This is a genomic window from Algoriphagus kandeliae (genome assembly GCF_004571135.1).
Taxonomy (GTDB): domain Bacteria; phylum Bacteroidota; class Bacteroidia; order Cytophagales; family Cyclobacteriaceae; genus Algoriphagus; species Algoriphagus kandeliae.
Genome location: NZ_SPSB01000006.1, coordinates 37776 through 57610, shown reverse-complemented (window position 1 = coordinate 57610; position 19835 = coordinate 37776). Strand labels below are relative to the sequence as shown.

19 protein-coding genes are annotated in these 19835 nt (G+C 40.7%); 11 read left to right on the top strand and 8 right to left on the bottom strand.

What is annotated here, in order from left to right; genetic code table 11:
• Positions 1–42: 42 nt before the first annotated feature.
• The gene (locus E4S40_RS16695; RefSeq protein ID WP_135076978.1) at positions 43–759 is read right to left on the bottom strand and encodes a hypothetical protein; all 717 of its coding nucleotides are present in this window, start codon (positions 757–759) and stop codon (positions 43–45) included.
• Between the two features lie 145 nt (positions 760–904).
• Here E4S40_RS16695 and E4S40_RS16690 point away from each other — a divergent pair, with 145 nt between their 5' ends.
• Positions 905–1738, top strand: coding sequence for an FkbM family methyltransferase (locus E4S40_RS16690; RefSeq protein ID WP_135076975.1), 834 nt, complete (start codon positions 905–907; stop codon positions 1736–1738).
• Here the strand turns inward: E4S40_RS16690 and E4S40_RS16685 are convergent.
• Positions 1735–2445, bottom strand: coding sequence for a glycosyltransferase family A protein (locus tag E4S40_RS16685; protein WP_135076972.1), 711 nt, complete (start codon positions 2443–2445; stop codon positions 1735–1737). The genes E4S40_RS16690 and E4S40_RS16685 overlap by 4 nt on opposite strands.
• Positions 2446–2523: 78 nt before the next feature.
• On the bottom strand, positions 2524–3726 hold the full coding sequence (locus E4S40_RS16680; RefSeq protein ID WP_135076968.1) for a pyridoxal phosphate-dependent aminotransferase: 1203 nt from the start codon (positions 3724–3726) through the stop codon (positions 2524–2526).
• A 131-nt stretch (positions 3727–3857) separates the two neighbouring features.
• Between E4S40_RS16680 and E4S40_RS16675 the strand changes: the two genes are divergently transcribed.
• Complete coding sequence (locus tag E4S40_RS16675; RefSeq protein ID WP_237563214.1) at positions 3858–4712, top strand: toxin-antitoxin system YwqK family antitoxin; 855 nt, start codon at positions 3858–3860, stop codon at positions 4710–4712.
• Here E4S40_RS16675 and E4S40_RS16670 read toward each other — a convergent pair.
• Both E4S40_RS16670 and E4S40_RS16665 read right to left on the bottom strand, forming a co-directional pair.
• A complete protein-coding gene (locus E4S40_RS16670) occupies positions 4709–5236 on the bottom strand; it encodes a YSC84-related protein (RefSeq protein ID WP_135076965.1) in 528 nt (175 codons plus the stop codon). The two genes, E4S40_RS16675 and E4S40_RS16670, sit on opposite strands and share 4 nt — an antisense overlap.
• Before the next feature lie 11 nt (positions 5237–5247).
• On the bottom strand, positions 5248–5604 hold the full coding sequence (locus E4S40_RS16665; protein WP_135076962.1) for a YraN family protein: 357 nt from the start codon (positions 5602–5604) through the stop codon (positions 5248–5250).
• Positions 5605–5684: 80 nt separating this feature from the next.
• Between E4S40_RS16665 and lipB the strand changes: the two genes are divergently transcribed.
• Genes lipB through E4S40_RS16635 form a run of 6 tightly spaced genes read left to right on the top strand, consistent with a single transcriptional unit; the run spans position 5685 to position 11416 of the window.
• A complete protein-coding gene (gene lipB, locus E4S40_RS16660; RefSeq protein ID WP_135076959.1) occupies positions 5685–6401 on the top strand; it encodes a lipoyl(octanoyl) transferase LipB in 717 nt (238 codons plus the stop codon).
• A gap of 29 nt (positions 6402–6430) precedes the next feature.
• Positions 6431–6832: a hypothetical protein gene (locus E4S40_RS16655; RefSeq protein ID WP_135076956.1), complete on the top strand. Its 402-nt coding sequence runs from the start codon at positions 6431–6433 to the stop codon at positions 6830–6832.
• A gap of 7 nt (positions 6833–6839) precedes the next feature.
• Positions 6840–7589 carry a 3'-5' exonuclease gene (locus E4S40_RS16650; RefSeq protein WP_135076953.1) on the top strand — a complete coding sequence of 250 codons (750 nt, stop codon included), beginning with the start codon at positions 6840–6842 and terminating at the stop codon, positions 7587–7589.
• Positions 7590–7635: 46 nt separating this feature from the next.
• The gene (rnr, locus tag E4S40_RS16645; RefSeq protein WP_135076950.1) at positions 7636–9834 is read left to right on the top strand and encodes a ribonuclease R; all 2199 of its coding nucleotides are present in this window, start codon (positions 7636–7638) and stop codon (positions 9832–9834) included.
• Positions 9797–10783: a polyprenyl synthetase family protein gene (locus E4S40_RS16640; RefSeq protein WP_135076947.1), complete on the top strand. Its 987-nt coding sequence runs from the start codon at positions 9797–9799 to the stop codon at positions 10781–10783. The genes rnr and E4S40_RS16640 overlap by 38 nt, the downstream gene beginning before the upstream one ends.
• A 3-nt stretch (positions 10784–10786) precedes the next feature.
• Positions 10787–11416: a rhomboid family intramembrane serine protease gene (locus tag E4S40_RS16635; RefSeq protein ID WP_135076944.1), complete on the top strand. Its 630-nt coding sequence runs from the start codon at positions 10787–10789 to the stop codon at positions 11414–11416.
• A gap of 34 nt (positions 11417–11450) precedes the next feature.
• Here the strand turns inward: E4S40_RS16635 and E4S40_RS16630 are convergent, their stop codons facing one another.
• From E4S40_RS16630 to rplU, 3 genes are all read right to left on the bottom strand, one after another.
• Positions 11451–14516, bottom strand: coding sequence for a WD40/YVTN/BNR-like repeat-containing protein (locus tag E4S40_RS16630; RefSeq protein WP_135076941.1), 3066 nt, complete (start codon positions 14514–14516; stop codon positions 11451–11453).
• A gap of 151 nt (positions 14517–14667) precedes the next feature.
• Positions 14668–14928 carry a 50S ribosomal protein L27 gene (gene rpmA / locus E4S40_RS16625; RefSeq protein WP_135076938.1) on the bottom strand — a complete coding sequence of 87 codons (261 nt, stop codon included), beginning with the start codon at positions 14926–14928 and terminating at the stop codon, positions 14668–14670.
• A 34-nt stretch (positions 14929–14962) separates the two neighbouring features.
• Positions 14963–15274, bottom strand: coding sequence for a 50S ribosomal protein L21 (gene rplU, locus E4S40_RS16620; protein ID WP_135076935.1), 312 nt, complete (start codon positions 15272–15274; stop codon positions 14963–14965).
• A 603-nt stretch (positions 15275–15877) separates the two neighbouring features.
• On the opposite strand from rplU, the gene E4S40_RS16615 reads away from it, so the two are divergent.
• The 3 genes from E4S40_RS16615 to E4S40_RS16605 all read left to right on the top strand — a co-directional run bounded on the left by E4S40_RS16615 (position 15878) and on the right by E4S40_RS16605 (position 19819).
• Positions 15878–16858, top strand: coding sequence for a ribonucleoside-diphosphate reductase small subunit (locus E4S40_RS16615; RefSeq protein ID WP_135076932.1), 981 nt, complete (start codon positions 15878–15880; stop codon positions 16856–16858).
• Positions 16859–16897: 39 nt separating this feature from the next.
• Positions 16898–19294, top strand: coding sequence for a ribonucleoside-diphosphate reductase subunit alpha (locus E4S40_RS16610; protein ID WP_135076929.1), 2397 nt, complete (start codon positions 16898–16900; stop codon positions 19292–19294).
• An 81-nt stretch (positions 19295–19375) separates the two neighbouring features.
• Complete coding sequence (locus tag E4S40_RS16605) at positions 19376–19819, top strand: DUF1569 domain-containing protein (protein WP_135076926.1); 444 nt, start codon at positions 19376–19378, stop codon at positions 19817–19819.
• Positions 19820–19835 lie beyond the last annotated feature (16 nt).

The window sequence follows — 19835 nt, the reverse complement described above, 5'->3', positions numbered from 1 at the left end:
TCAGTTGCAAAAAAATAAAGAAATAAATACAGTGAATTGACCTTACTTTTTTAAGCCTAGCCACTTGAAAAAATTCCGCTTAGTGGAAGGACCTTTCCCCTTATTTCGAAATTTCAGAGAAATATGATGACCTCGGTTTCTCTTTATATACTTAAACAAATCTTCTCTTAGGAGTGTATGAACCGGCACCTTGGTGAGAAATGAAGCAATTGGTAAACTCAATTGATCTCTATGAGAATATTTGGAAAGAATTTCTGCCCATTTGTCCTCCAAAGCCTTAACTGCCGGAGATTTATCTCTTACTAAAACCATGTTTTCAAACAACCCCAAGTCATCCTTATAGCCCACTTCTTTTGCATATCCTAATGCTCTCTCCACATTTTCAGGAAAATCCTTTTTCCTCTTTACAATCTCTTTGGCCTCTTCGTTTAATGAAGATCTTTTTGGATGTTTACAAGTCAAAAATCCCCCTCGATAATACTTATCCAAAAACTCCTTGGGACTTTGGATGATCTCCATATTTCCGTCCATATAGATAGTCAAATCATAGGGAGCAGTAAATTCACAACTCTTGATTTTATAAGTTCGCTGCTGTTTTATAGGATCATCGGACTTGGGAATCAACTTGGTTTCCCATCCCTCTACTTTCATATCCTCTTGATCAGTAAACAGCCAAAAATCAAATCCCTCAATGGGTTTTACGGGTTTTATATTGTCATAATTATTGGTGACTACAGAATAAATCAAGCTTTTAGCCATAAGTCAAATTCTCTTTTTGGATTTGTAATTTTGGGCCTTGGGTTCAAGTTTTGAATAAAAATCGCCTGAGGATAATAGATTTATTTATTTTTGACTTTATAGGACCTCTGTGGATTTTTCCACAAAATAGGAAAAATAACCCTGCATGCTAAAACATAAACTAAAGGCCAGCTTCAAAGCCTTTTGGAAAAATCTTCGATTCAATCTCAGCGCTAGTGATAATCCAGTCTTTATCGGCTTTTACAAATACTTTTACAAACCGAAGAAAGGCAGTTTGGCAGAATTTATTTCCGAATATTCCTTATCAAAAAAAGGCGACTTTTATGTAATCCAAATCGGTGCAAATGATGGGATTACCCACGATCCAATCCATAAATTCATCAAACGAGATAGATGGAAAGGTGTACTACTGGAACCTCAACCTGATGTTTATAATCAAGAATTGAAAAAAATCTATCAATTCAATGAAGGGCTTCATCCCATTTGTGCTGCTATCGGCAAAGAAGACGGAACCCAAAAACTCTACAAAATAGGCTTCTCCACCATGAGGTGGGCCACGGGTTTAGCTTCCTTTTCTTTAGAACAAATCCAGGATCATTTTCGAAATGGGGTTGTAGCATTGAATTGCAAAAAATATGGGCTTGAAATCCCAAAAGACCCTAAAAAACAAATCGTTGAAGTAGATGTGGAAGTCATCTCTCCTCAAACCCTCATCAAAAAATATAATGTATCTCATATCGACCTCTTGCAAATCGATGCTGAAGGATATGATTTAGAGGTGATTAAAATTTTCGATATTGGAAAAACCAAGCCTAGGACAATCATTTTCGAAAATGAAAATTTACCAAAAGAAGAATTGGAGGAATGCTATCAATTGTTAAAAAGCAACAATTACCGTCTTCAAAAATTCGGAAGAGACACTTTGGCAATGTTAAATCCACCTCAAGAATTTGAGCGTTTTTTCGAATCCGGAGTTTAAATCTTATCCAATCCCTTCCAGTACTTCAAAAAGTAATATTTCAACGGATTTTTATATTTCAATTGCTTCCAAGGACGGCTTCCATGGGGCCTATGCCAAACAGGGGCATTCATGAGCACATAGTTTTCAAACCCCTGCTCTAAAGCCTTTGATGAAATAAAAGTATCGTACCAATCTTTGGCATCATCCAATCCGGCAAAGTCATAAGAATTCAGGAAATCCTCTGAAAACAGCGTGCAACAAAAGCTCAAACTCCGTTTGGTTGAGATAATGGGCTCGTTGACATTTTTAAATTTCAAATAAGGGAAATTTACCTCTCCTTTATCATCCACTGTCACCGATCCCACTAAGCCAGAATTTTCTTTTTCCTTTTGATATTCCAGCAATTTTCGAATAGTATCCTTTTGTACCACCACATCTGATTCAACGACTAATAATGGCAATCCAAATTCGAGGGCTTTTTTCTGGGAAATCTGCAGAACCAATTTGTAATTAGGAGAAGGATGGTCCGTGATATCTTCCAAATGAACTAGTTCATAGCCCAACTTTTTCTGATTCCGTTCAAGCTCCTTCTTGGTTTCCTCACTTGAAAAATCATTGAAAATAATATGCTTAACCTGCACATCCGACTCCGATATCGCCTTTGCAGTATCCAAAGTCGTTTCAATAGAATTCTTAACCGGAGTAATTACTAGGACCTTTTCCATGACAGAAATTTTCTCAAAAGTAAGCCTTTCCAAAGGGGCAAAAAAATATCCTGGCCGCTTGGCCAGGATTTATAAGAATTAAGCGAGATCGCCCAGAGCTTTTTTCAGTCGTTTTAAGGCTTCTTTCAGTTCTTCTTCCGAAGCTGCATAACTCAATCTCACACAATTTGGAGCACCAAAAGCAGACCCCGTCACCAAGGAAACATGCGCTACATCCAACAAATACAAACACAAATCGTCCGCATTATTTACGGTATGACCATGCGCGGATTTTCCAAAATAGGAAGTTACATCCGGAAAGAAATAAAAGGCCCCTTCAGGAATATGTGTTTTTATTCCTGGGATTTCTTGGAGCAACTCTAGAACAAGCTGTCTTCTTTTGAAGTAGGCATCAGCCATTTCTTTGGTAGGAGTCTGATCTCCAGCAATAGCTGCTAAGGCTGCCCGCTGGGCAATACCTGTACCTCCAGATGTAAACTGGCCTTGAATTTTTTCTACTGCCTTTGCAATTTCTACCGGAGCACAGATATATCCTACACGCCAGCCAGTCATGGCATATCCTTTTGAAAAACCATTAACTGTGATAGTCCGCTCAAACATCCCCGGTAAGGAAGCGATACTGAAGTTCTTTCCTGTGAAATTGATAAGCTCATAGATCTCATCAGCAATCACCATAATTCCCTCATGTGCTTTTACTACATCTGAAATTGCCCCCAACTCTTCCTTGCTGAATACCGAACCTGTAGGGTTGCATGGGGATGAGAAAATTACGGCTTTGGTTTTATCTGTAATTGCTTCCTCCAATTGAGCTGCCGTTGCTTTGAAGTTATTTTCCAAAGTCCCTTCAATCAATACCGGAACCCCTCCTGCCAACTTGATGATTTCGGCATAACTCACCCAATAGGGAGAAAAAATCACTACTTCATCTCCTTCATTCAAAAGGCACATAAAAGTATTGGCGATGGAATGTTTTGCTCCAGTAGAAACAACAATATTCTCAGCTTTGGCTTGTTGGATGTTATTCTCTTCTCGAAGTTTTTTTGCAATTGCTTCTCTCAGATCCTGATAGCCAGATACGGGAGGATAAGAGAAATATTTACCCTCGTCGATGGCCGCCTTTGCAGCCTCTTGAATATGCTTTGGAGTCTTGAAGTCCGGCTCACCTAAACTGAGTCCGATGATGTCGATTCCTTGAGATTTCAGCTCCCGGGCCTTTTTGGCCATGGCTAGGGTTGCTGATTCCTCCATATTCAAGATGCGATCTGATAGAATAGAATTCATTTTTTGATTGATTTTTTTACAAATTCCTCAAAAATAGGGAGAAGATTATAAATTCTAAACAAACTGATAGAATTGATCTTGAAATGTTATTTTTGAGTAAAATACGGATGAAAAAATCCCGTTTTTCCAATATGAAGCGTATCCTCATTCCTATTTTCCTATTTACTTTTTTCCTCTCCAAAAGCTGGGGGCAAACAACGGGCGAAAAACAAGCTGACCCAGACAGTACTGGCATTGTCAATACTTCGGTCCTGCCCACCACAATGCCTTTACTTCTTTTTGACGATCGGGATGAAAAGGAAGAAAAAAAAGAACGCAAAAAAAAGGAACGTAAAAACATTTATTTCGGCATCAAAACCCGAAGAGGATTCATAAGGCAGACACTTCGAAATCAAGAAATTTTTGAATTCTTCAACTATACGGACGCCACTCGTCAACCGGACCCATATATTCGGGATGTTTATTGGTACGATCCTAGTGAAAAAGCTATTAAGCGGGAAGACTACCAATCCGGGGAGGGCTATCTCTTACATGGTCCTTATGAGCGAAGGATCAACGATGTAGTAGTCGAAAGCGGAATGTATTATTATGGGATGAAACATAAAACTTGGATGCTTTTCGACAATCGAAATGTCCTTCAGGATAAAAGTCATTTCCAAGAAGGCTGGCCCGAAGAATCCAGGATCACTTATTATAACCGCACTTCCAAATCCATAGAGAAGATCATCCCAGTTCAATACGGACTGGAAGAAGGTAATTTTTACCATTTTTATGAAGACAGCCAAGTAGCTGTAACAGGAGAATATCGCTACGGACAGAAAGTTGGGCTTTGGACAGAATACTGGGACACTAATAATACTCGTGCCATTCGTAAGCGGGAGATCCAATATCAGGAAGAACCCTACATGGACGAATTCAAACCTTATATTCGAGCCGAATGGGATAAAGAAGGAAACCTCGTATACCGTAGCGATCGAGCCAATTAATTTTCCCTGAATTTGAATTGCTGACCTCCCACTGAGGCTTCATACATCAAGCCTCCCTTAGTCCGGGTGAAAACAGCTACACCATCCACATATTTGGCATTGGCGGAAGCACCCGATGCCGCCGCCACAGCAGACACTTGGGCAGCCATTTCAATTTTTCCATTTTTAAATCGATCCCAAGCTTCTTTATCTTCGAAGAAAACCACTTCGCTGTAAGCTTGCCCTCCAGCCTGAAAACCTATGGTCACCTGTGTCATCCGAGCAAAGCCAACCTGAGTCCCTTGTTCAAAAGCCACACCGTTTCCAGCTGCTCCTCCGACACCTAGCCCTCCTTTTCCCACATTCGGTAAAATGATATAGCCGTAAGCCGAGTTGAAAAGTTGACTCATACTTGGGTCATCCTCCAAAAATGCTGCTTTTGCTTCCGCAGTATCTTGAATGATTTGTTGGTCTTTTTTATCGCTTTGTGCAAAAACGACTCCCGCTATAAGCAGAAAAAATAGGGTGATTAGTAGATTTTTCATGAATTTGAATTTTAGTAAAAAGCATCTTCAAAATGCCTGAAATTTATATTTCCGTGTCTGTCTTTGTAAACGCCTACAATATCAAACCTGATATCCTGATGCCAATCTATTTGATGAATGTAAGCATCCGCAGCCTTGATGATTAACTTCTTTTTCCCATAATCCACAAACTCTTCCGCAAAACCAAAACCTGTCCCTGATCGAAACTTTACCTCCACAAAAATCAACAAGCCTTGATGTTTCATGATAAGGTCAATCTCCGCATGTTTGTAGCGAAAATTCTTCTCTAAAAATTCGTAGCCTTTTGATTCTAACCATTGACAAGCTAGTTCTTCGGCACGCTTTCCTGAATCAAGATGTTCTGCCATGTAGGAATTGTTTAATTTTGAAAAATCCGAACGAAAGCCTCTTCCCGTTAGTTTGAATAAGAATCTGGCACCTTCCAACTATGAATGAATTTATCAACAAAAAAGTAAAATTCACAGACTTAGGCCGCATGGATTATCAGCAAGCTTGGGATTATCAAGAGCAGCTTTTTGCTGATATCGTTGCTACCAAAATCGATAACCGAAAAAAGCCAACCGAGGAACAGGAACCTACTGAAAACCACCTGCTTTTTGTTGAGCATCCCCATGTATATACTTTAGGGAAAAGCGGAAAATTGGAAAACCTCCTACTGGATGAGGAAGGGCTAAAAACCAATGAGGCTACATTTTATAAAATCAACCGGGGAGGTGACATTACTTATCATGGACCGGGGCAATTAGTGGGCTATCCTATCTTAGATCTTGAAAATTTCTTTACCGACATCCATAAATATTTACGGTTTTTGGAGGAGGCTATCATTCGAACACTTGCAGAATATGGCATAGAAGCAGGTCGAATCGAAGGACTGACAGGCGTTTGGCTTGATCCTATTAAACAGGAAAATCCTCGAAAAATCTGCGCCATGGGTGTCAAATCCAGCCGATGGGTAACCATGCATGGTTTTGCCTTCAATATCAATGCAGACTTGAATTACTTCGGACATATTATTCCTTGCGGAATTGATGACAAGGCCGTCACCTCCCTGCATTTAGAGTTAGGTCGACCGATAGATGAATCAGAAGTCAAGGAAAAAGTCAAAAGTCATTTGGTGGAGTTATTTGAAATGGAACTCATTTAACTTTACGCAGCTAATAATCAGAATCACCCATGAAAAAAGATATTGATTTTGCTCCTGTCACAGGAGTAAAACTTGCCATAGCCAAAGAAGAAACAGAATCCGGCACGGAATGGGGCGTTTATATCATCAATTTGAATTTGATCGAGCTCAACACTGTGATGATTACTTCTCGCGGATATGGAGAGCTGGATGGAGAACAGCGAAAAACCTCCACACTTCGCCATTTGATTAAGGAACTTGGCCCACAATGCGTAGCCAAAGTAGAACCTATTGATCCAGCAGTATTTTGTCTGACCAATGAGTTTTGGGTGAGTTATTACATCCTCGATCAGATTTTTGACAAAAAGTTTATATTTACTCCTGGCAGTTTTGACCCCTCACTGCAGCAAATGATCCCTGAACTTGGATTGGTAGGGGTTTTACATAGTTAGATTTATCATGGCAGATTTTTTCAATCATTTAGGAGATATTTTGTTTTTAGATATTGAAACCGCCTCCCTCACGGAGCGATTTGAGGAATTGGATGAGCGGCTGAAGGAGGAATGGCTTAAAAAAGAGAAACACCTCCAAAAAGATCCTGATGGAGTTATAGAACCAGGCTCCCTTTACTTTGACCGAGCGGGAATCCATGCTGAATTCGGGCAAGTAATCTGTGTAGGAGTTGGATATTTCCAATGGAAAAAGAAAGACAAAAAGTTGATTTTCCGCTCAAAAGTTTTCGAACATGAGAATGAGCGTGACCTATTAGTTGAACTATCAGAGTTGCTGCAAAAGAAAAAATGGGTGCTCTGTGCGCATAATGGAAAGGAATTCGACTTTCCTTATTTATGCCGAAGGATGCTAATTCAGGGAGTTCCTTTACCCGAACCACTTCAGATTGCCGGAAAGAAACCATGGGAAATCCGCCATTTAGACACGATGGAACTTTGGAAATTCGGGGACTATAAATATTACACTCGGCTCGAATTATTGGCTTCAGTTTTTGGTATTCCTACTTCGAAAGACGACCTTGATGGAAGTCAGGTGAATACCACCTTTCATTTGGAAAAGGACATGGGGCGTATCAAAAAATACTGCCTCCAAGATGTCGAAGTGACTGCTCGAGTTTATTTAGCAATGAACCCTGGCATAGATGAAATGGACATAGAAGTTGTTCATCTCGAAAACTTAAAAAAAGAACATAACTAAAGCCCTGAAGCTTTTTGGGACTTTTCAAAAAATCAATTAACCCAGTATGGGAAGAAAATCAAACAGAAGAAATTCGAAACATTCCGGAGGTGAATCTCCAAAAGCTTCACAGCTTGCCCGGAAAATCAAATCATTTTTAGACAATCATTACGGAGAGGAGTTTTCCTCCAAGCAAATAATCAAAAAACTAGAAATTCGAGACGCGATTTCAAAAGGAGCCGTTGAGCCTATCTTAATCAAACTCGTTGAAAATGGAACGATAGCGAAAAGTCCCCGGAACTATTATTCCTCCAAAAAGGATCCTGAGTTTATCTTAGGGAAGGTTGATTATGTCAATCCTCGATTTGCCTACATCATTCCAGACGACCCTGAGGCGACAGATGGCGATATTCTAGTCAAAGAAGTCGACCTGAAGCAAGCCTTGGATGATGACCGAGTGCGAGTCATGGTCTATCCTACCAAAGGAAGAAGTGGACGGAGCGAAGGACGAGTATTGGAAATTTTGGAAAGAGCTCGTGATGAATTTGTAGGTCGGGTAGAAATTTCCCCAAGATTTGCCTTCGTGGTCCCCGATTTTAAAAAAATGCACAAAGACATCTTCGTGCATAGGGGCGATTTGAAGGGAGCACAGCATAATGAGAAGGTTGTGGTCAAATTGACCGAATGGCGTGAAGGAGATAAAAATCCTACTGGAAAAGTCACTCGAGTCCTTGGTAAAGCCGGAGTTCATGAAGTTGAAATTCACTCTATCATGGCTGAATTCGGCCTTCCTTTCGAATACCCAAAAGAGGCCGAGGCAGAAGCGAATGCCATTGCTGACACCATCAGCCCAAAGGAGATCAAAGCTCGAAAAGACTTCCGGAATATCACTACTTTCACGATTGACCCGGCAGATGCCAAGGACTTTGATGATGCCATTTCTTATCGAAGATTAGAAAATGGAAATCTGGAAATTGGAGTTCACATCGCTGATGTAACGCACTATGTCCAGCCAAAAACTGCCTTAGAAAAGGAGGCCTATGACCGGGCTACCTCTGTCTATTTGGTAGACCGAACAATCCCAATGCTTCCAGAGCATTTGAGTAACGGGCTTTGTTCTCTTCGCCCAAATGAAGATAAACTGACATTCTCTTGTGTGTTTGAGATGGATGAGGATGCCAAAGTCCTGAATCATTGGATTGGAAGAACCATCATTCATTCTGATCGACGCTTTGTCTATGATGATGCTCAAGAAAATATCGATAAACAATCGGGAGACTTTTACGAAGAGCTAACCCATCTCAATGAATTAGCTAAAAAGATCCGAAAGCGCCGATTCCAAAATGGAGCGGTGAATTTTGAAACCGTTGAAGTCAAATTCAAGCTGGATGAAAAAGGAACTCCACTTGGACTGATGGTCAAGGAACGAAAAGATATTCACAAGCTGATCGAAGAATTCATGCTATTAGCCAATAAACATGTGGCTGAATTCATTTATAAAAAGCATAATGGGACTGATACATTTGTGTACCGTACTCATGATGCTCCTGATATGGACCGATTGGAAATTTTCTCGGGCTTTGCCAAGCGTTTTGGGCATCAACTAAAATTAGACAGTGAGCGCCAAGTATCATCTTCCCTCAACAAGCTCATGGATGAGATACAGGGAAAACCCGAACAAAACGTTTTGGAGCAATTAGCTATCCGATCCATGGCCAAAGCCAAGTATACGACCGAACCAAAAGGACATTTCGGCCTAGCATTTCCTCATTACACCCATTTCACCTCTCCGATCCGGCGTTATCCCGATATGATGGTCCATCGACTACTTCAGCATTATTTGGATGGAGGCAAATCCCCTGAAGCAGAACCTTGGGAAAAGAAATGTATTCATTCTTCGGATCGGGAAAAAAGAGCAGCAGATGCTGAGCGCGCTTCCATCAAATACAAGCAGGTAGAATACATGTCTTTGGCTGAAGAAAAAGATTACGAGGGCATTGTATCAGGTGTGACTGAATGGGGCGTATTTGTGGAAATCACCGAAACCAAATGCGAAGGCATGGTTCGGGTATCAGATATGACGGACGATTATTACGAATTTGACGAGCGAAACATGCGACTCGTCGGATCCAGATCAAAAAAAATGATCACCTTAGGAGACAAAGTTTGGGTTCGTGTAGTTAATACCGATATTGACCGACGAACCATCGACCTGGAATTTGCAGAAAATGACGAAAAACCAACTCGCTCCAGAACTTCTAGATAAGTTAGAATCCTTTCTGAGTACCTACCCATTCGGCCAAAAGCCAGATGAACTTTACGATCCCATCCGCTACATTTTAAAATTAGGAGGAAAGCGAATCAGACCCCTGTTGAGCTTGCTCTCCTATGGGCTCTATCAGAATGATCCTGAGAAAATCCTAAGCCAAGCGGCAGCAGTGGAAGTTTTTCACAACTTCACCTTGATGCATGATGATATCATGGACCAAGCTCCTCTCCGGAGAGGAAAGGAAACTGTCCATGAAAAATGGAATCCCAATGTGGCCATACTATCAGGTGATGTAATGCTGGTAAAAGCTTACGAGCTTTTTCTCCCGAGTCCGGCCGAGCAATTAGGAGAAATAATTCAAGCATTTAATCAGACTGCAGCAGAGGTATGCGAAGGGCAGCAACTAGACATGAATTTCGAAACTAGAGATCATGTCACAGAAGGAGAATATCTGGAAATGATTCGCTTGAAGACTGCGGTTTTATTAGGATTTGCCCTGAAACTTGGGGCCTTACTTGGAAATGCTTCCAAAGAAGATCAGGAACGACTTTATGACTTTGGTGTCAGTATTGGAGTGGGCTTTCAGCTGAAAGATGATCTTTTGGATGTTTTCGCAGATCAGGCAAAATTCGGAAAGCAAGTAGGTGGAGATATCATTTCCAACAAGAAGACTTTCTTATTGATTAAAGCTTTAGAATTGGCTCAAGGAGAGGATGCCAAAACATTAAATCATTGGCTACAAATGGAAGAGTTTGATCCTCATGAAAAAGTACAGGCAGTCAAGAGCTTGTATGAAAAGATAGGCGTCAAGAAGCTTGCTGAGGACAAGATGAACGAGTTTTTCAGCACCGGATTTTCACAATTGGAAGAAATCCAAAAAGTCAATGAACCCTATTATCAGAGCTTGTATGAAATAACCCAAGCTTTGGTTCATCGAGAAAAATAAACCATGAATCTTTCTATCACGGTCATTCTGATCATCCTCACGGCGATCAGTAGTTTCTTAGCTTTCAATAATCCCTCTTTGGTAGAACGCTGGATGTTTACTCCCTACCTTATAAAAAGAAGAAATCAATGGGATCGTTTTCTCCTATCTGGATTTATTCACAAGGATTATATCCACCTCCTCTTTAACATGTTCACCTTTTATTTCTTTGGAGGAGTGGTCGAGCAATTCTTAGCTTATAAGTTCGGATCAACTACTAGAGGAATTGTATTTGTTCTTTTTTACTTGTCAGGAATTATCATAGCCGATATTCCAACTTATTTTAAGCATCAGGATCATGCCTATTATCGGGCTTTGGGAGCATCAGGAGGCACAGCAGCAACCGTTTTTGCAAGCATTATTATTTTGCCTCTTGCCGATATCTGCTTGTTTGGAATTTTTTGTTTGCCAGGATTTATACTTGGGGCTTTATTCCTGATTTATTCCTACACCAAAGGGAAACAGGATAGCGACGGAATCAATCATGACGCTCACCTTTTTGGAGCCTTGTTTGGAATAATTTTCATCCTGATTATTTCTCCTTCCAGTGCATTAGACTTCATAGAGCAAATCAAGAGTTTTAGAATTTTCTAAAAAAAAACTCCCGGATTTCTCCGGGAGGTTGGTTTTATTTTTTGATATCCAATTTGGTCCTCAGCTCATCGATATTGAGGATCTTCGAAATCTCCTCCTGCTCGAGGCGCTTGAATTTTGCCAATTGTACATCTATTTGTTCGGTCAGTTCCATACGAACTTCCTCAGCCTGATCCGTTGGTTTGAAATCTCCATTTCCAGCAATGGAATTAAGGTGTGCCAACTTATTATTCAATCTGATAGGGAAATTGAGTGGATCCTGGTTACTTCTGTTTTTTGTCTGATAAAGAGTTTCTTCAATAGACTTCATTTCAGCTTGGATTTCCTCCAGATTCGCTGGCTTATTTTCCATGCTGTCTAATTCAGCTCGATATTGTCGAATCAACTTTATCGTCTGATGTGTTTCAGTCAGTTTTCGATTTACCTTCATCAAGAACTCAAACTGTTTCTCCAGATCTTCTTGAGTACTTGGATAACGTGGATCTGCTAGAACTTTGAACATTTGCTCTTGAGCCTGACCGTCCAAAGTCATTCGAACTTTGTAATCTCCTGGTACCACTTTTGGACCTCTCAAGTTTGCAGCCCACATAATCAAACCGTCAAACCCTTCAGCATCTTCTACTCTCAGGTTCCAGTTGAACTCATTACTTCCTGTCTTCACTTTCAAGGTATCGCCATTATAGCCTTTGGTCGAGAAGGTGCGCAATACATTATCCTTATTATCTAAGAATTCGATTTTCAATTCGTCCTGAGGCTTCTCTTTTATAAAGTAATAAACCAAAACTCCACCAGCACGATTGGTACCGGCTGTAGTAGACTTTCTGCTCATTCCATCAATTCGGTAAGAATCCTGCGGCTTGAACAAATGCAAAGCTTTATTTTCAATTCCAGGTTCTGCTTGATGCAAGACAGTCAAATCGTCAATAATCCAGAATGCTCGTCCTTGGGTGGCTGCGATCAGGTTATTTTCCTTTATTGTCAAATCCGTGATCGGAACAATGGGAAGATTCATCTGCAATGAATGCCAACTTGCCCCGTCATCTTTGGAATAATACATGCCTGTTTCAGTTCCGGCATAGAGCATTCCACGCATAACAGGGTCAGCACGAATTACCCGGGTAAAATGCTCAGGATCGATTCCGGAAGTAATCTTGGTCCAGGTTTTTCCATAATCCTTAGTCTTATACAGATACGGTTCATAGTTTCCTGTCTTGTATCCGGTTGCAGCAAAATACGCTTCTGCAGGATCATAAGGACTTGCCTCGATACTATTGATTTGAAGCCATTCCGGCATATCCGAAGGAGTTACATTTTGCCAAGTTGCTCCATTATCGATGGTTACATGAACCAAACCATCATCCGACCCAGCCCAAATTACTCCTTGCTTAACAGGCGATTCTGCTGCAGTGAAAATCGTTGCATAATATTCTACGGAAGTATTGTCCTTGGTAATAGGTCCACCAGATGGACCCAGCTTACTTGCATCATTTCTGGTCAAATCAGGTGAAAAGACCTCCCAACTTTGTCCTTCATCTCTTGAGCGATGGAATCTATTACTTGTGGTGTACAGAAGGTCAGAATCATGAGGAGAGAAGAAAATCGGGAAATTCCATTGGAATCGATACTTCATGTCTTCGGCTCCATGACCCATTGGATTATCCGGCCAAACATTTACTGAGCGAGAAATACCATTTTCATGATCTACTCGAGTCAAATAACCTCCATAAGACCCACCATACACGATATCGTTATTGTCAGGATCTGGTGCAATCCAACCTGATTCTCCCCCTGCTGTAGGCTCCCAATGCTCTTCGGTAATTCCTCCACGCCCGTCAATCCGATGACGAATTCGAACGGTGGAGTTATCCTGCTGAGCCCCATAAATTCTGTAAGGGAAGGAATTATCTGTAGTGACTCTGTAAAACTGAGAAGTTGGCTGATTCATATAAGTAGACCAAGAAGCTCCTCCATCCTCAGATATTTGGGCACCTCCGTCATCAGCAATAGCCATTCGTTGATTGTTGTTTGGATCTATCCAAAGATCATGGTGATCTCCATGAGGAGCATTGGCTCCTTTGAAGGTCTTTCCACCATCAGTTGATTTATGGTAACTCACATTGAGCACATAGACTGTTTCTTCATCCTGTGGATCAGCGTAAATTCTGGAATAGTACCAAGCACGCTGACGCAAGCTTCTGTCCTCATTGGTTCGACTCCAGGATTCTCCAGCGTCCATAGATACATAAACTCCTCCATTTTCATTTTCGATGATTGCATAAAGTCGATTGGAATTCAAAGGAGAAACCGAAATCCCCATAATTCCTAGGATTCCCTCCGGAAAGCCTTCCTTAGTAGTCAAATCTTCCCAAGTCTTTCCTCCATCTGTAGATTTAAACATCTTCGAGCCAGGACCTCCACTTTCTAGAGAATAAGGTGTACGCTTGATTTCCCAAGTAGTGGCATAAACCACATCCGGATTATTCGGATCCAAAATCAAATCAACCGCTCCTGCTACATCACTTACAAAAAGAACCTGTTCCCAATTCTTTCCGCCGTCAGTCGTTTTATAAACACCACGAGTTGGATCGGGCTTAAAAATATCTCCCAATACGGCGGCATAAACCACATCTGGGTTTTCTGGGTGAATCCGTAGTCTTGCTACAAAGCGGGATTTATCCAAACCTGCACGCTCCCAAGATTTTCCGGCATCGGAACTTCTCCAAATACCATATCCAAAAGAGACATTACCTCGGACTGTTTTCTCGCCTCCGCCAGCATAAACTACACTGGTGTCACTTTGAGCAACAGCAACTGATCCAATGGAGCCTCCGAAATATCCATCCGAGACAGACTTCCAAGTTTTTCCTGAATCAACTGTCTTCCAAACACCTCCTCCGGTGCTTCCAAAATAATAGGTATGATCTGAGCCTGCCACACCTGTAACAGCATCAGATCGACCACCCCTAAAAGGTCCAACGAGACGCCATTCCAGCGCCTTGTATACCTCGGGGTCTGCAATTTCCTGAGAGTATGAGTTGGGAGAGAGCCATAAAGTCAATATCCCAAAAACCCATATCACCCAATTATTTCTTCTTCTCATAAGGTTTTTATTTGGTGGTTTGTTGAAGATAAAAAATTAGCTGATGTAAATAGAATGCCTAACAAAAAAATGATCAATGGTCGAAAAAATGCTTGGCAAAAAAAAGCCCCGTCTGAAAACAGACGGGGCTCTTGAGTACGTTCGATTAACCTTAAGCTTCAGCAGGAACAACGCTGACTACGGATTTCCCATCAGGTTTTTTTCTGAAGGAAACAACACCGTCAGTCAAGGCGAACAAAGTATGATCTTTCCCTAGACCTACATTGTTTCCCGGATGATGCTTAGTACCTCTTTGTCTTACGATGATGTTACCAGCAATCACTTGCTCACCACCAAATTTCTTAACGCCCAATCGTTTGGAATGGGACTCTCTACCGTTTTTGGAACTACCTACACCTTTTTTGTGTGCCATGGTTTTATACGTTTATGGTTTTCTTGGAGAAAACTTATAGTGTAATATTTTCGATCAACAATTTAGTGAAGTCTTGTCTGTGACCATTCTTCTTCTTGTAGCCTTTTCTTCGCTTCTTCTTGAAGACAATCACTTTATCACCTTTTACATGATCTAGCACTTTGCCAGATACCTTTGCACCTGCTACTAATGGTGCACCAACTGACACATTCCCATCAGCTTCTGCCAATAGTACTTGGTCAAATTCCACGGAAGCGCCAGCTTCTACGTTCAATTTAGGAGCGTAGATAGACTGATCTTTAGTTACTTTGAACTGCTTACCAGCGATGTTTACAATTGCGTACATGTTATAAATTGATTCTTTGAGAAAATCGGAGTGCAAATATAGGCAACTCTTATTGAACAAAAAAACATCCTTTAAAAATCGAACTATTTAAAGCTTAAAAAATTAACACTCTCATTTCCTCTCCTCGAGTAGATAAGGAATGAATGCTTAAAATTGTTTAAAACATCTTAATTTAAAAACCAAAACCTACCTCAAAAAAAGTCTCTAAAATTCGATAAAATCCTTTTAATAGCTGATTTCCAATCATTTAAACCCATATCAAGGGCAATCATAGTTTTTGACCAGAGTTCAAATTTTAGCTTGAACTGAGTTAAAAAAAATTTTTTGAAAAAAATTGAAAAAACTTTCAAGGGCTTAAAATGGCGTATTTTTTTAAACTTTTACATGATTTAAAGATCTATAATTAATTGAATTATTGAGATTTATATATTTTTTGAACTTAATTCAAAATCTTACTTGAAGCAGCTCTTTAGGGGTTTTATTTCTGATTTTTGGTTTACATATTTGTTCAAGGCTGTTCTGAAAAGGCAGCCTTTTCTATCCCCAGCAATAAGTCAATCTATTAAGCCGAAAATAATTTCTACCAAAAATAAAAACGAGAGAATGATGCAAGAGGAACCCATTTTAGTAGAGAACAAAAATCGCTTTGTTTTATTCCCTATCCAGCACCCTGACATTTGGCAATTTTATAAAAAGGCTGAGGCTAGCTTTTGGACTGCAGAAGAAATCGATTTGGGACAAGATTTGACTGACTGGAAAAATCTCAATGATGGTGAACGTCACTTTATATCCCACGTATTAGCATTCTTTGCAGCAAGTGATGGAATCGTTAATGAAAATCTTGCAGAGCATTTCGTAGCTGAAGTACAATATACAGAAGCTAAGTTTTTCTATGGCTTCCAGATTGCAATGGAGAATATCCACTCTGAAACGTACAGCTTGTTGATTGACACTTATATAAAGGATCCGGTAGAGCGGGACCGCTTATTGAATGCAATCGAGCACATCGACTGCGTGAAGAAAAAAGCTGAGTGGGCACTTCGATGGATTGACAATGGCAGCTTCCAAGAAAGACTAATTGCATTCGCGGCTGTAGAAGGTATTTTCTTCTCAGGTTCCTTCTGCTCTATCTTCTGGTTGAAGAAGCGGGGATTGATGCCTGGACTTACTTTCTCAAATGAATTGATCTCACGAGATGAAGGACTTCACTGCGACTTTGCTTGTCACCTCTACACGAAGCACGTGGTTAACCCGCTTCCAAAAGAAACAGTACGAGAAATCATTCTGGACGCGGTAGAAATCGAAAAAGAATTTGTTACCGATGCCTTGCCCGTTCGTCTTATCGGAATGAACGCTGACTTGATGTGTCAATATATTGAGTTTGTGGCCGACCGACTATTGGTTGAGCTTGGCTGTGAAAAAATTTGGAACAGCACCAACCCATTTGATTTCATGGATATGATCTCCCTACAAGGAAAGACCAACTTCTTTGAGAAGCGAGTTGGTGACTACCAAAAGGCAGGTGTAATGAAAACCACCGAAGCATCAGATTCCCCACGATTCTCTCTTGGAGAAGACTTTTAATATCAATTTTCAACCCAACCACTTTAACCTTATCCGACTATGCTAGTAATAAAAAGAGATGGAAGACGCGAATCGGTAAGATTCGACAAAATCACAGCACGAATTGAAAACCTTTGCGATGGATTGGATCCGAAGTTTATCCAACCAATCGAAGTTGCAAAGAAAGTAATTGATGGATTGTATGATGGAGTAACCACCTCCGAGCTGGATAATCTAGCCGCTGAGGTTTGTGCGTCACTCACAGTCAAACATCCTGATTATGCCATTCTTGCAGCCCGCATTGCGATTTCCAACTTACATAAAACTACTAGCCAGTCTTTCTCCAATACGATGAAGCGGCTTTACACTTATGTAAATCCAAAAACAGGTGAAAATGCACAGCTTTTGGATACAGAAGTGTATGGAGTTATAAAGAAAAATGCTGCGCGTCTTGACGCCGCAATCGATTACAAGCGAGATTTCGGATACGATTATTTTGGGTTTAAAACTTTAGAAAGAAGTTACCTTATAAAATTGGACGGGAAAGTGGTTGAGCGTCCGCAACATATGTTGATGCGGGTATCTGTCGGAATCCACAAGGAGGACATTGATGCAGCAATTGAGACTTACAATTTACTGTCTGAGAAGTGGTTTACACACGCGACTCCTACCCTCTTTAATGCAGGTACTCCAAAACCTCAATTGTCTTCTTGCTTCCTACTTACCATGAAAGAAGACAGCATAGACGGAATTTACGATACGCTGAAGCAGTGTGCTAAAATTTCCCAGTCTGCGGGGGGTATTGGTCTTTCTATCCATCACGTACGGGCAAAAGGCTCCTACATCAAAGGCACTAACGGAGTGTCAAATGGCATTGTACCTATGCTCCGTAACTTCGACATGACAGCGCGTTACGTGGATCAAGGCGGAGGAAAGCGAAAAGGATCTTTCGCTATCTACTTGGAACCTTGGCATGCTGATATTAAGGATTTCTTGGAGCTTAAGAGAAATCATGGTAAGGAAGAAATGCGTGCCCGTGATTTGTTCTATGCGCTTTGGGTTCCGGATTTATTTATGAAGCGCGTCGAGTCTAACGAGAATTGGTCCCTATTCTGTCCTAATGAAGCTCCTGGCTTGTCAGATTGCCACGGAGAAGAATTCGAAAGATTGTATGAAAAGTATGAGCGTGAGGGCAGAGCTAGAGAGACAATCAAAGCTCAGGAACTTTGGTTTGAAGTCTTAGAATCTCAAATCGAAACAGGTACCCCTTACATGCTTTATAAGGATGCAGCAAATGGTAAATCCAACCAGAAAAACTTGGGTACCATTAAGTCATCCAACCTTTGTACTGAAATCATCGAGTACACTTCTCCTGATGAAGTAGCGGTTTGTAATTTGGCATCTATCGCCCTTCCAAAATTCGTTACAACAGGACCTGATGGCAAAAGCTATTTCGACCATCAAAAACTTTATGAAATCACCAAGGTCGCAACTCGTAACCTGAACAAGGTAATTGATGTCAACTACTATCCGGTAGAAGAAGCGCGTCGCTCCAACTTCCGACACAGACCAATTGGTTTGGGTGTTCAAGGACTTGCAGATGCCTTCTTGATGCTTCGAATGCCATTTGATTCTCCTGAGGCAAAAGGTCTTAACGAGGATATCTTTGAAACCATCTACTATGCAGCTGTAGAAACTTCCATGGAATTGGCTAAAATCGAAGGTACCTATGAAACTTATGAAGGATCTCCAGCTTCCCAAGGAATCCTCCAGTTTGATATGTGGGGAGTAACTCCAAAGTCCGGAAGATGGAATTGGTCAGATTTGAAAGAGAAAGTGAAGAAGTTCGGTTTGCGTAACTCTCTCTTGGTAGCTCCTATGCCGACAGCTTCTACTTCTCAAATCCTTGGAAATAATGAGTGCTTCGAGCCATACACTTCCAATATTTACACAAGAAGAACGCTTTCCGGTGAATTTATCGTCGTGAACAAGCACTTGATGAGAGATTTGATCAGCTTGGGCCTTTGGGATGATACGATGAGAAACAGATTGATTGCAGCAAATGGATCTGTACAAAATATTCCAAATGTTCCTCAAAACATCAAGGACCTATACAAAACTGTATGGGAGATTTCTCAGAAAGTCATCATCGATATGGCAGCTGACCGAGGAGCTTATATCTGTCAATCTCAAAGTATGAACGTCTTCTTGCAAGATCCAAACTTTGGAAAATTGACATCCATGCACTTCTACGCTTGGAAAAAAGGTCTTAAAACTGGCATGTATTACCTACGCTCTCAAGCAGCTGCTTCAGCAATTAAATTCACCTTGGACAAGAGTGCCTTGGTGGACAAAGAAGAAGCTGAAGCACCTACAGCTCAAGAACTTAAAGACAAGCAAGCAGCCATCGCTTGTTCATTGGACAATCCGGATGACTGCGAAATGTGCGGAAGTTAAAATTTTAGAGTTCGTCAATTGGAAAAAGCGCCTAGTTGTTCTGGGCGCTTTTTTAGTCTATAGCATTCAAATTTTCATTTTATGAATTCAATTTCAACCAAAACCAATCTAGAAAAATTACAAGCAGATCAAGAGCCTGAATTCGGAAGAATGACTCCGCAACATATGGTGGAACATCTTACGCTAACTGTCAAGATTTCATCTAGCCGAATTAAAATCCCTTTCTTCGAACCAAACAGAAAACAGTTAGAAATGAAACGGATGCTTTTAGAAACTGGGATGGACTTTCCAAAAGAGATCAAATTCCCTAATGATCCAGGGAAATTATTGCCTTTACGATTTCCAGATTTGGAAACAGCCAAAACCAAATTGCTTCAAAGCCTAGAAGAGTTTGAAGAGTTTTTTAACCAAAACCCTACAGCTAAAACGATGCATCCTGTACTAGGAGAGTTAGATAAGGAAGAATGGGAAAGATTTCATCAAAAGCATTTCAAGCACCACTTCTCCCAATTCGGAATCTGGTAAAAAAAAGAATCAGCCG

Excerpts from the sequence above, each read along its gene's own strand:
- E4S40_RS16695 (WP_135076978.1), bottom strand. The coding sequence starts at position 759 with ATGGCTAAAAGCTTGATTTATTCTGTAGTCACCAATAATTATGACAAT.
- E4S40_RS16690 (WP_135076975.1), top strand. The coding sequence starts at position 905 with ATGCTAAAACATAAACTAAAGGCCAGCTTCAAAGCCTTTTGGAAAAAT.
- E4S40_RS16685 (WP_135076972.1), bottom strand. The coding sequence starts at position 2,445 with ATGGAAAAGGTCCTAGTAATTACTCCGGTTAAGAATTCTATTGAAACG.
- E4S40_RS16680 (WP_135076968.1), bottom strand. The coding sequence starts at position 3,726 with ATGAATTCTATTCTATCAGATCGCATCTTGAATATGGAGGAATCAGCA.
- E4S40_RS16675 (WP_237563214.1), top strand. The coding sequence starts at position 3,858 with ATGAAGCGTATCCTCATTCCTATTTTCCTATTTACTTTTTTCCTCTCC.
- E4S40_RS16670 (WP_135076965.1), bottom strand. The coding sequence starts at position 5,236 with ATGAAAAATCTACTAATCACCCTATTTTTTCTGCTTATAGCGGGAGTC.
- E4S40_RS16665 (WP_135076962.1), bottom strand. The coding sequence starts at position 5,604 with ATGGCAGAACATCTTGATTCAGGAAAGCGTGCCGAAGAACTAGCTTGT.
- lipB (WP_135076959.1), top strand. The coding sequence starts at position 5,685 with ATGAATGAATTTATCAACAAAAAAGTAAAATTCACAGACTTAGGCCGC.
- E4S40_RS16655 (WP_135076956.1), top strand. The coding sequence starts at position 6,431 with ATGAAAAAAGATATTGATTTTGCTCCTGTCACAGGAGTAAAACTTGCC.
- E4S40_RS16650 (WP_135076953.1), top strand. The coding sequence starts at position 6,840 with ATGGCAGATTTTTTCAATCATTTAGGAGATATTTTGTTTTTAGATATT.
- rnr (WP_135076950.1), top strand. The coding sequence starts at position 7,636 with ATGGGAAGAAAATCAAACAGAAGAAATTCGAAACATTCCGGAGGTGAA.
- E4S40_RS16640 (WP_135076947.1), top strand. The coding sequence starts at position 9,797 with ATGACGAAAAACCAACTCGCTCCAGAACTTCTAGATAAGTTAGAATCC.
- E4S40_RS16635 (WP_135076944.1), top strand. The coding sequence starts at position 10,787 with ATGAATCTTTCTATCACGGTCATTCTGATCATCCTCACGGCGATCAGT.
- E4S40_RS16630 (WP_135076941.1), bottom strand. The coding sequence starts at position 14,516 with ATGAGAAGAAGAAATAATTGGGTGATATGGGTTTTTGGGATATTGACT.
- rpmA (WP_135076938.1), bottom strand. The coding sequence starts at position 14,928 with ATGGCACACAAAAAAGGTGTAGGTAGTTCCAAAAACGGTAGAGAGTCC.
- rplU (WP_135076935.1), bottom strand. The coding sequence starts at position 15,274 with ATGTACGCAATTGTAAACATCGCTGGTAAGCAGTTCAAAGTAACTAAA.
- E4S40_RS16615 (WP_135076932.1), top strand. The coding sequence starts at position 15,878 with ATGATGCAAGAGGAACCCATTTTAGTAGAGAACAAAAATCGCTTTGTT.
- E4S40_RS16610 (WP_135076929.1), top strand. The coding sequence starts at position 16,898 with ATGCTAGTAATAAAAAGAGATGGAAGACGCGAATCGGTAAGATTCGAC.
- E4S40_RS16605 (WP_135076926.1), top strand. The coding sequence starts at position 19,376 with ATGAATTCAATTTCAACCAAAACCAATCTAGAAAAATTACAAGCAGAT.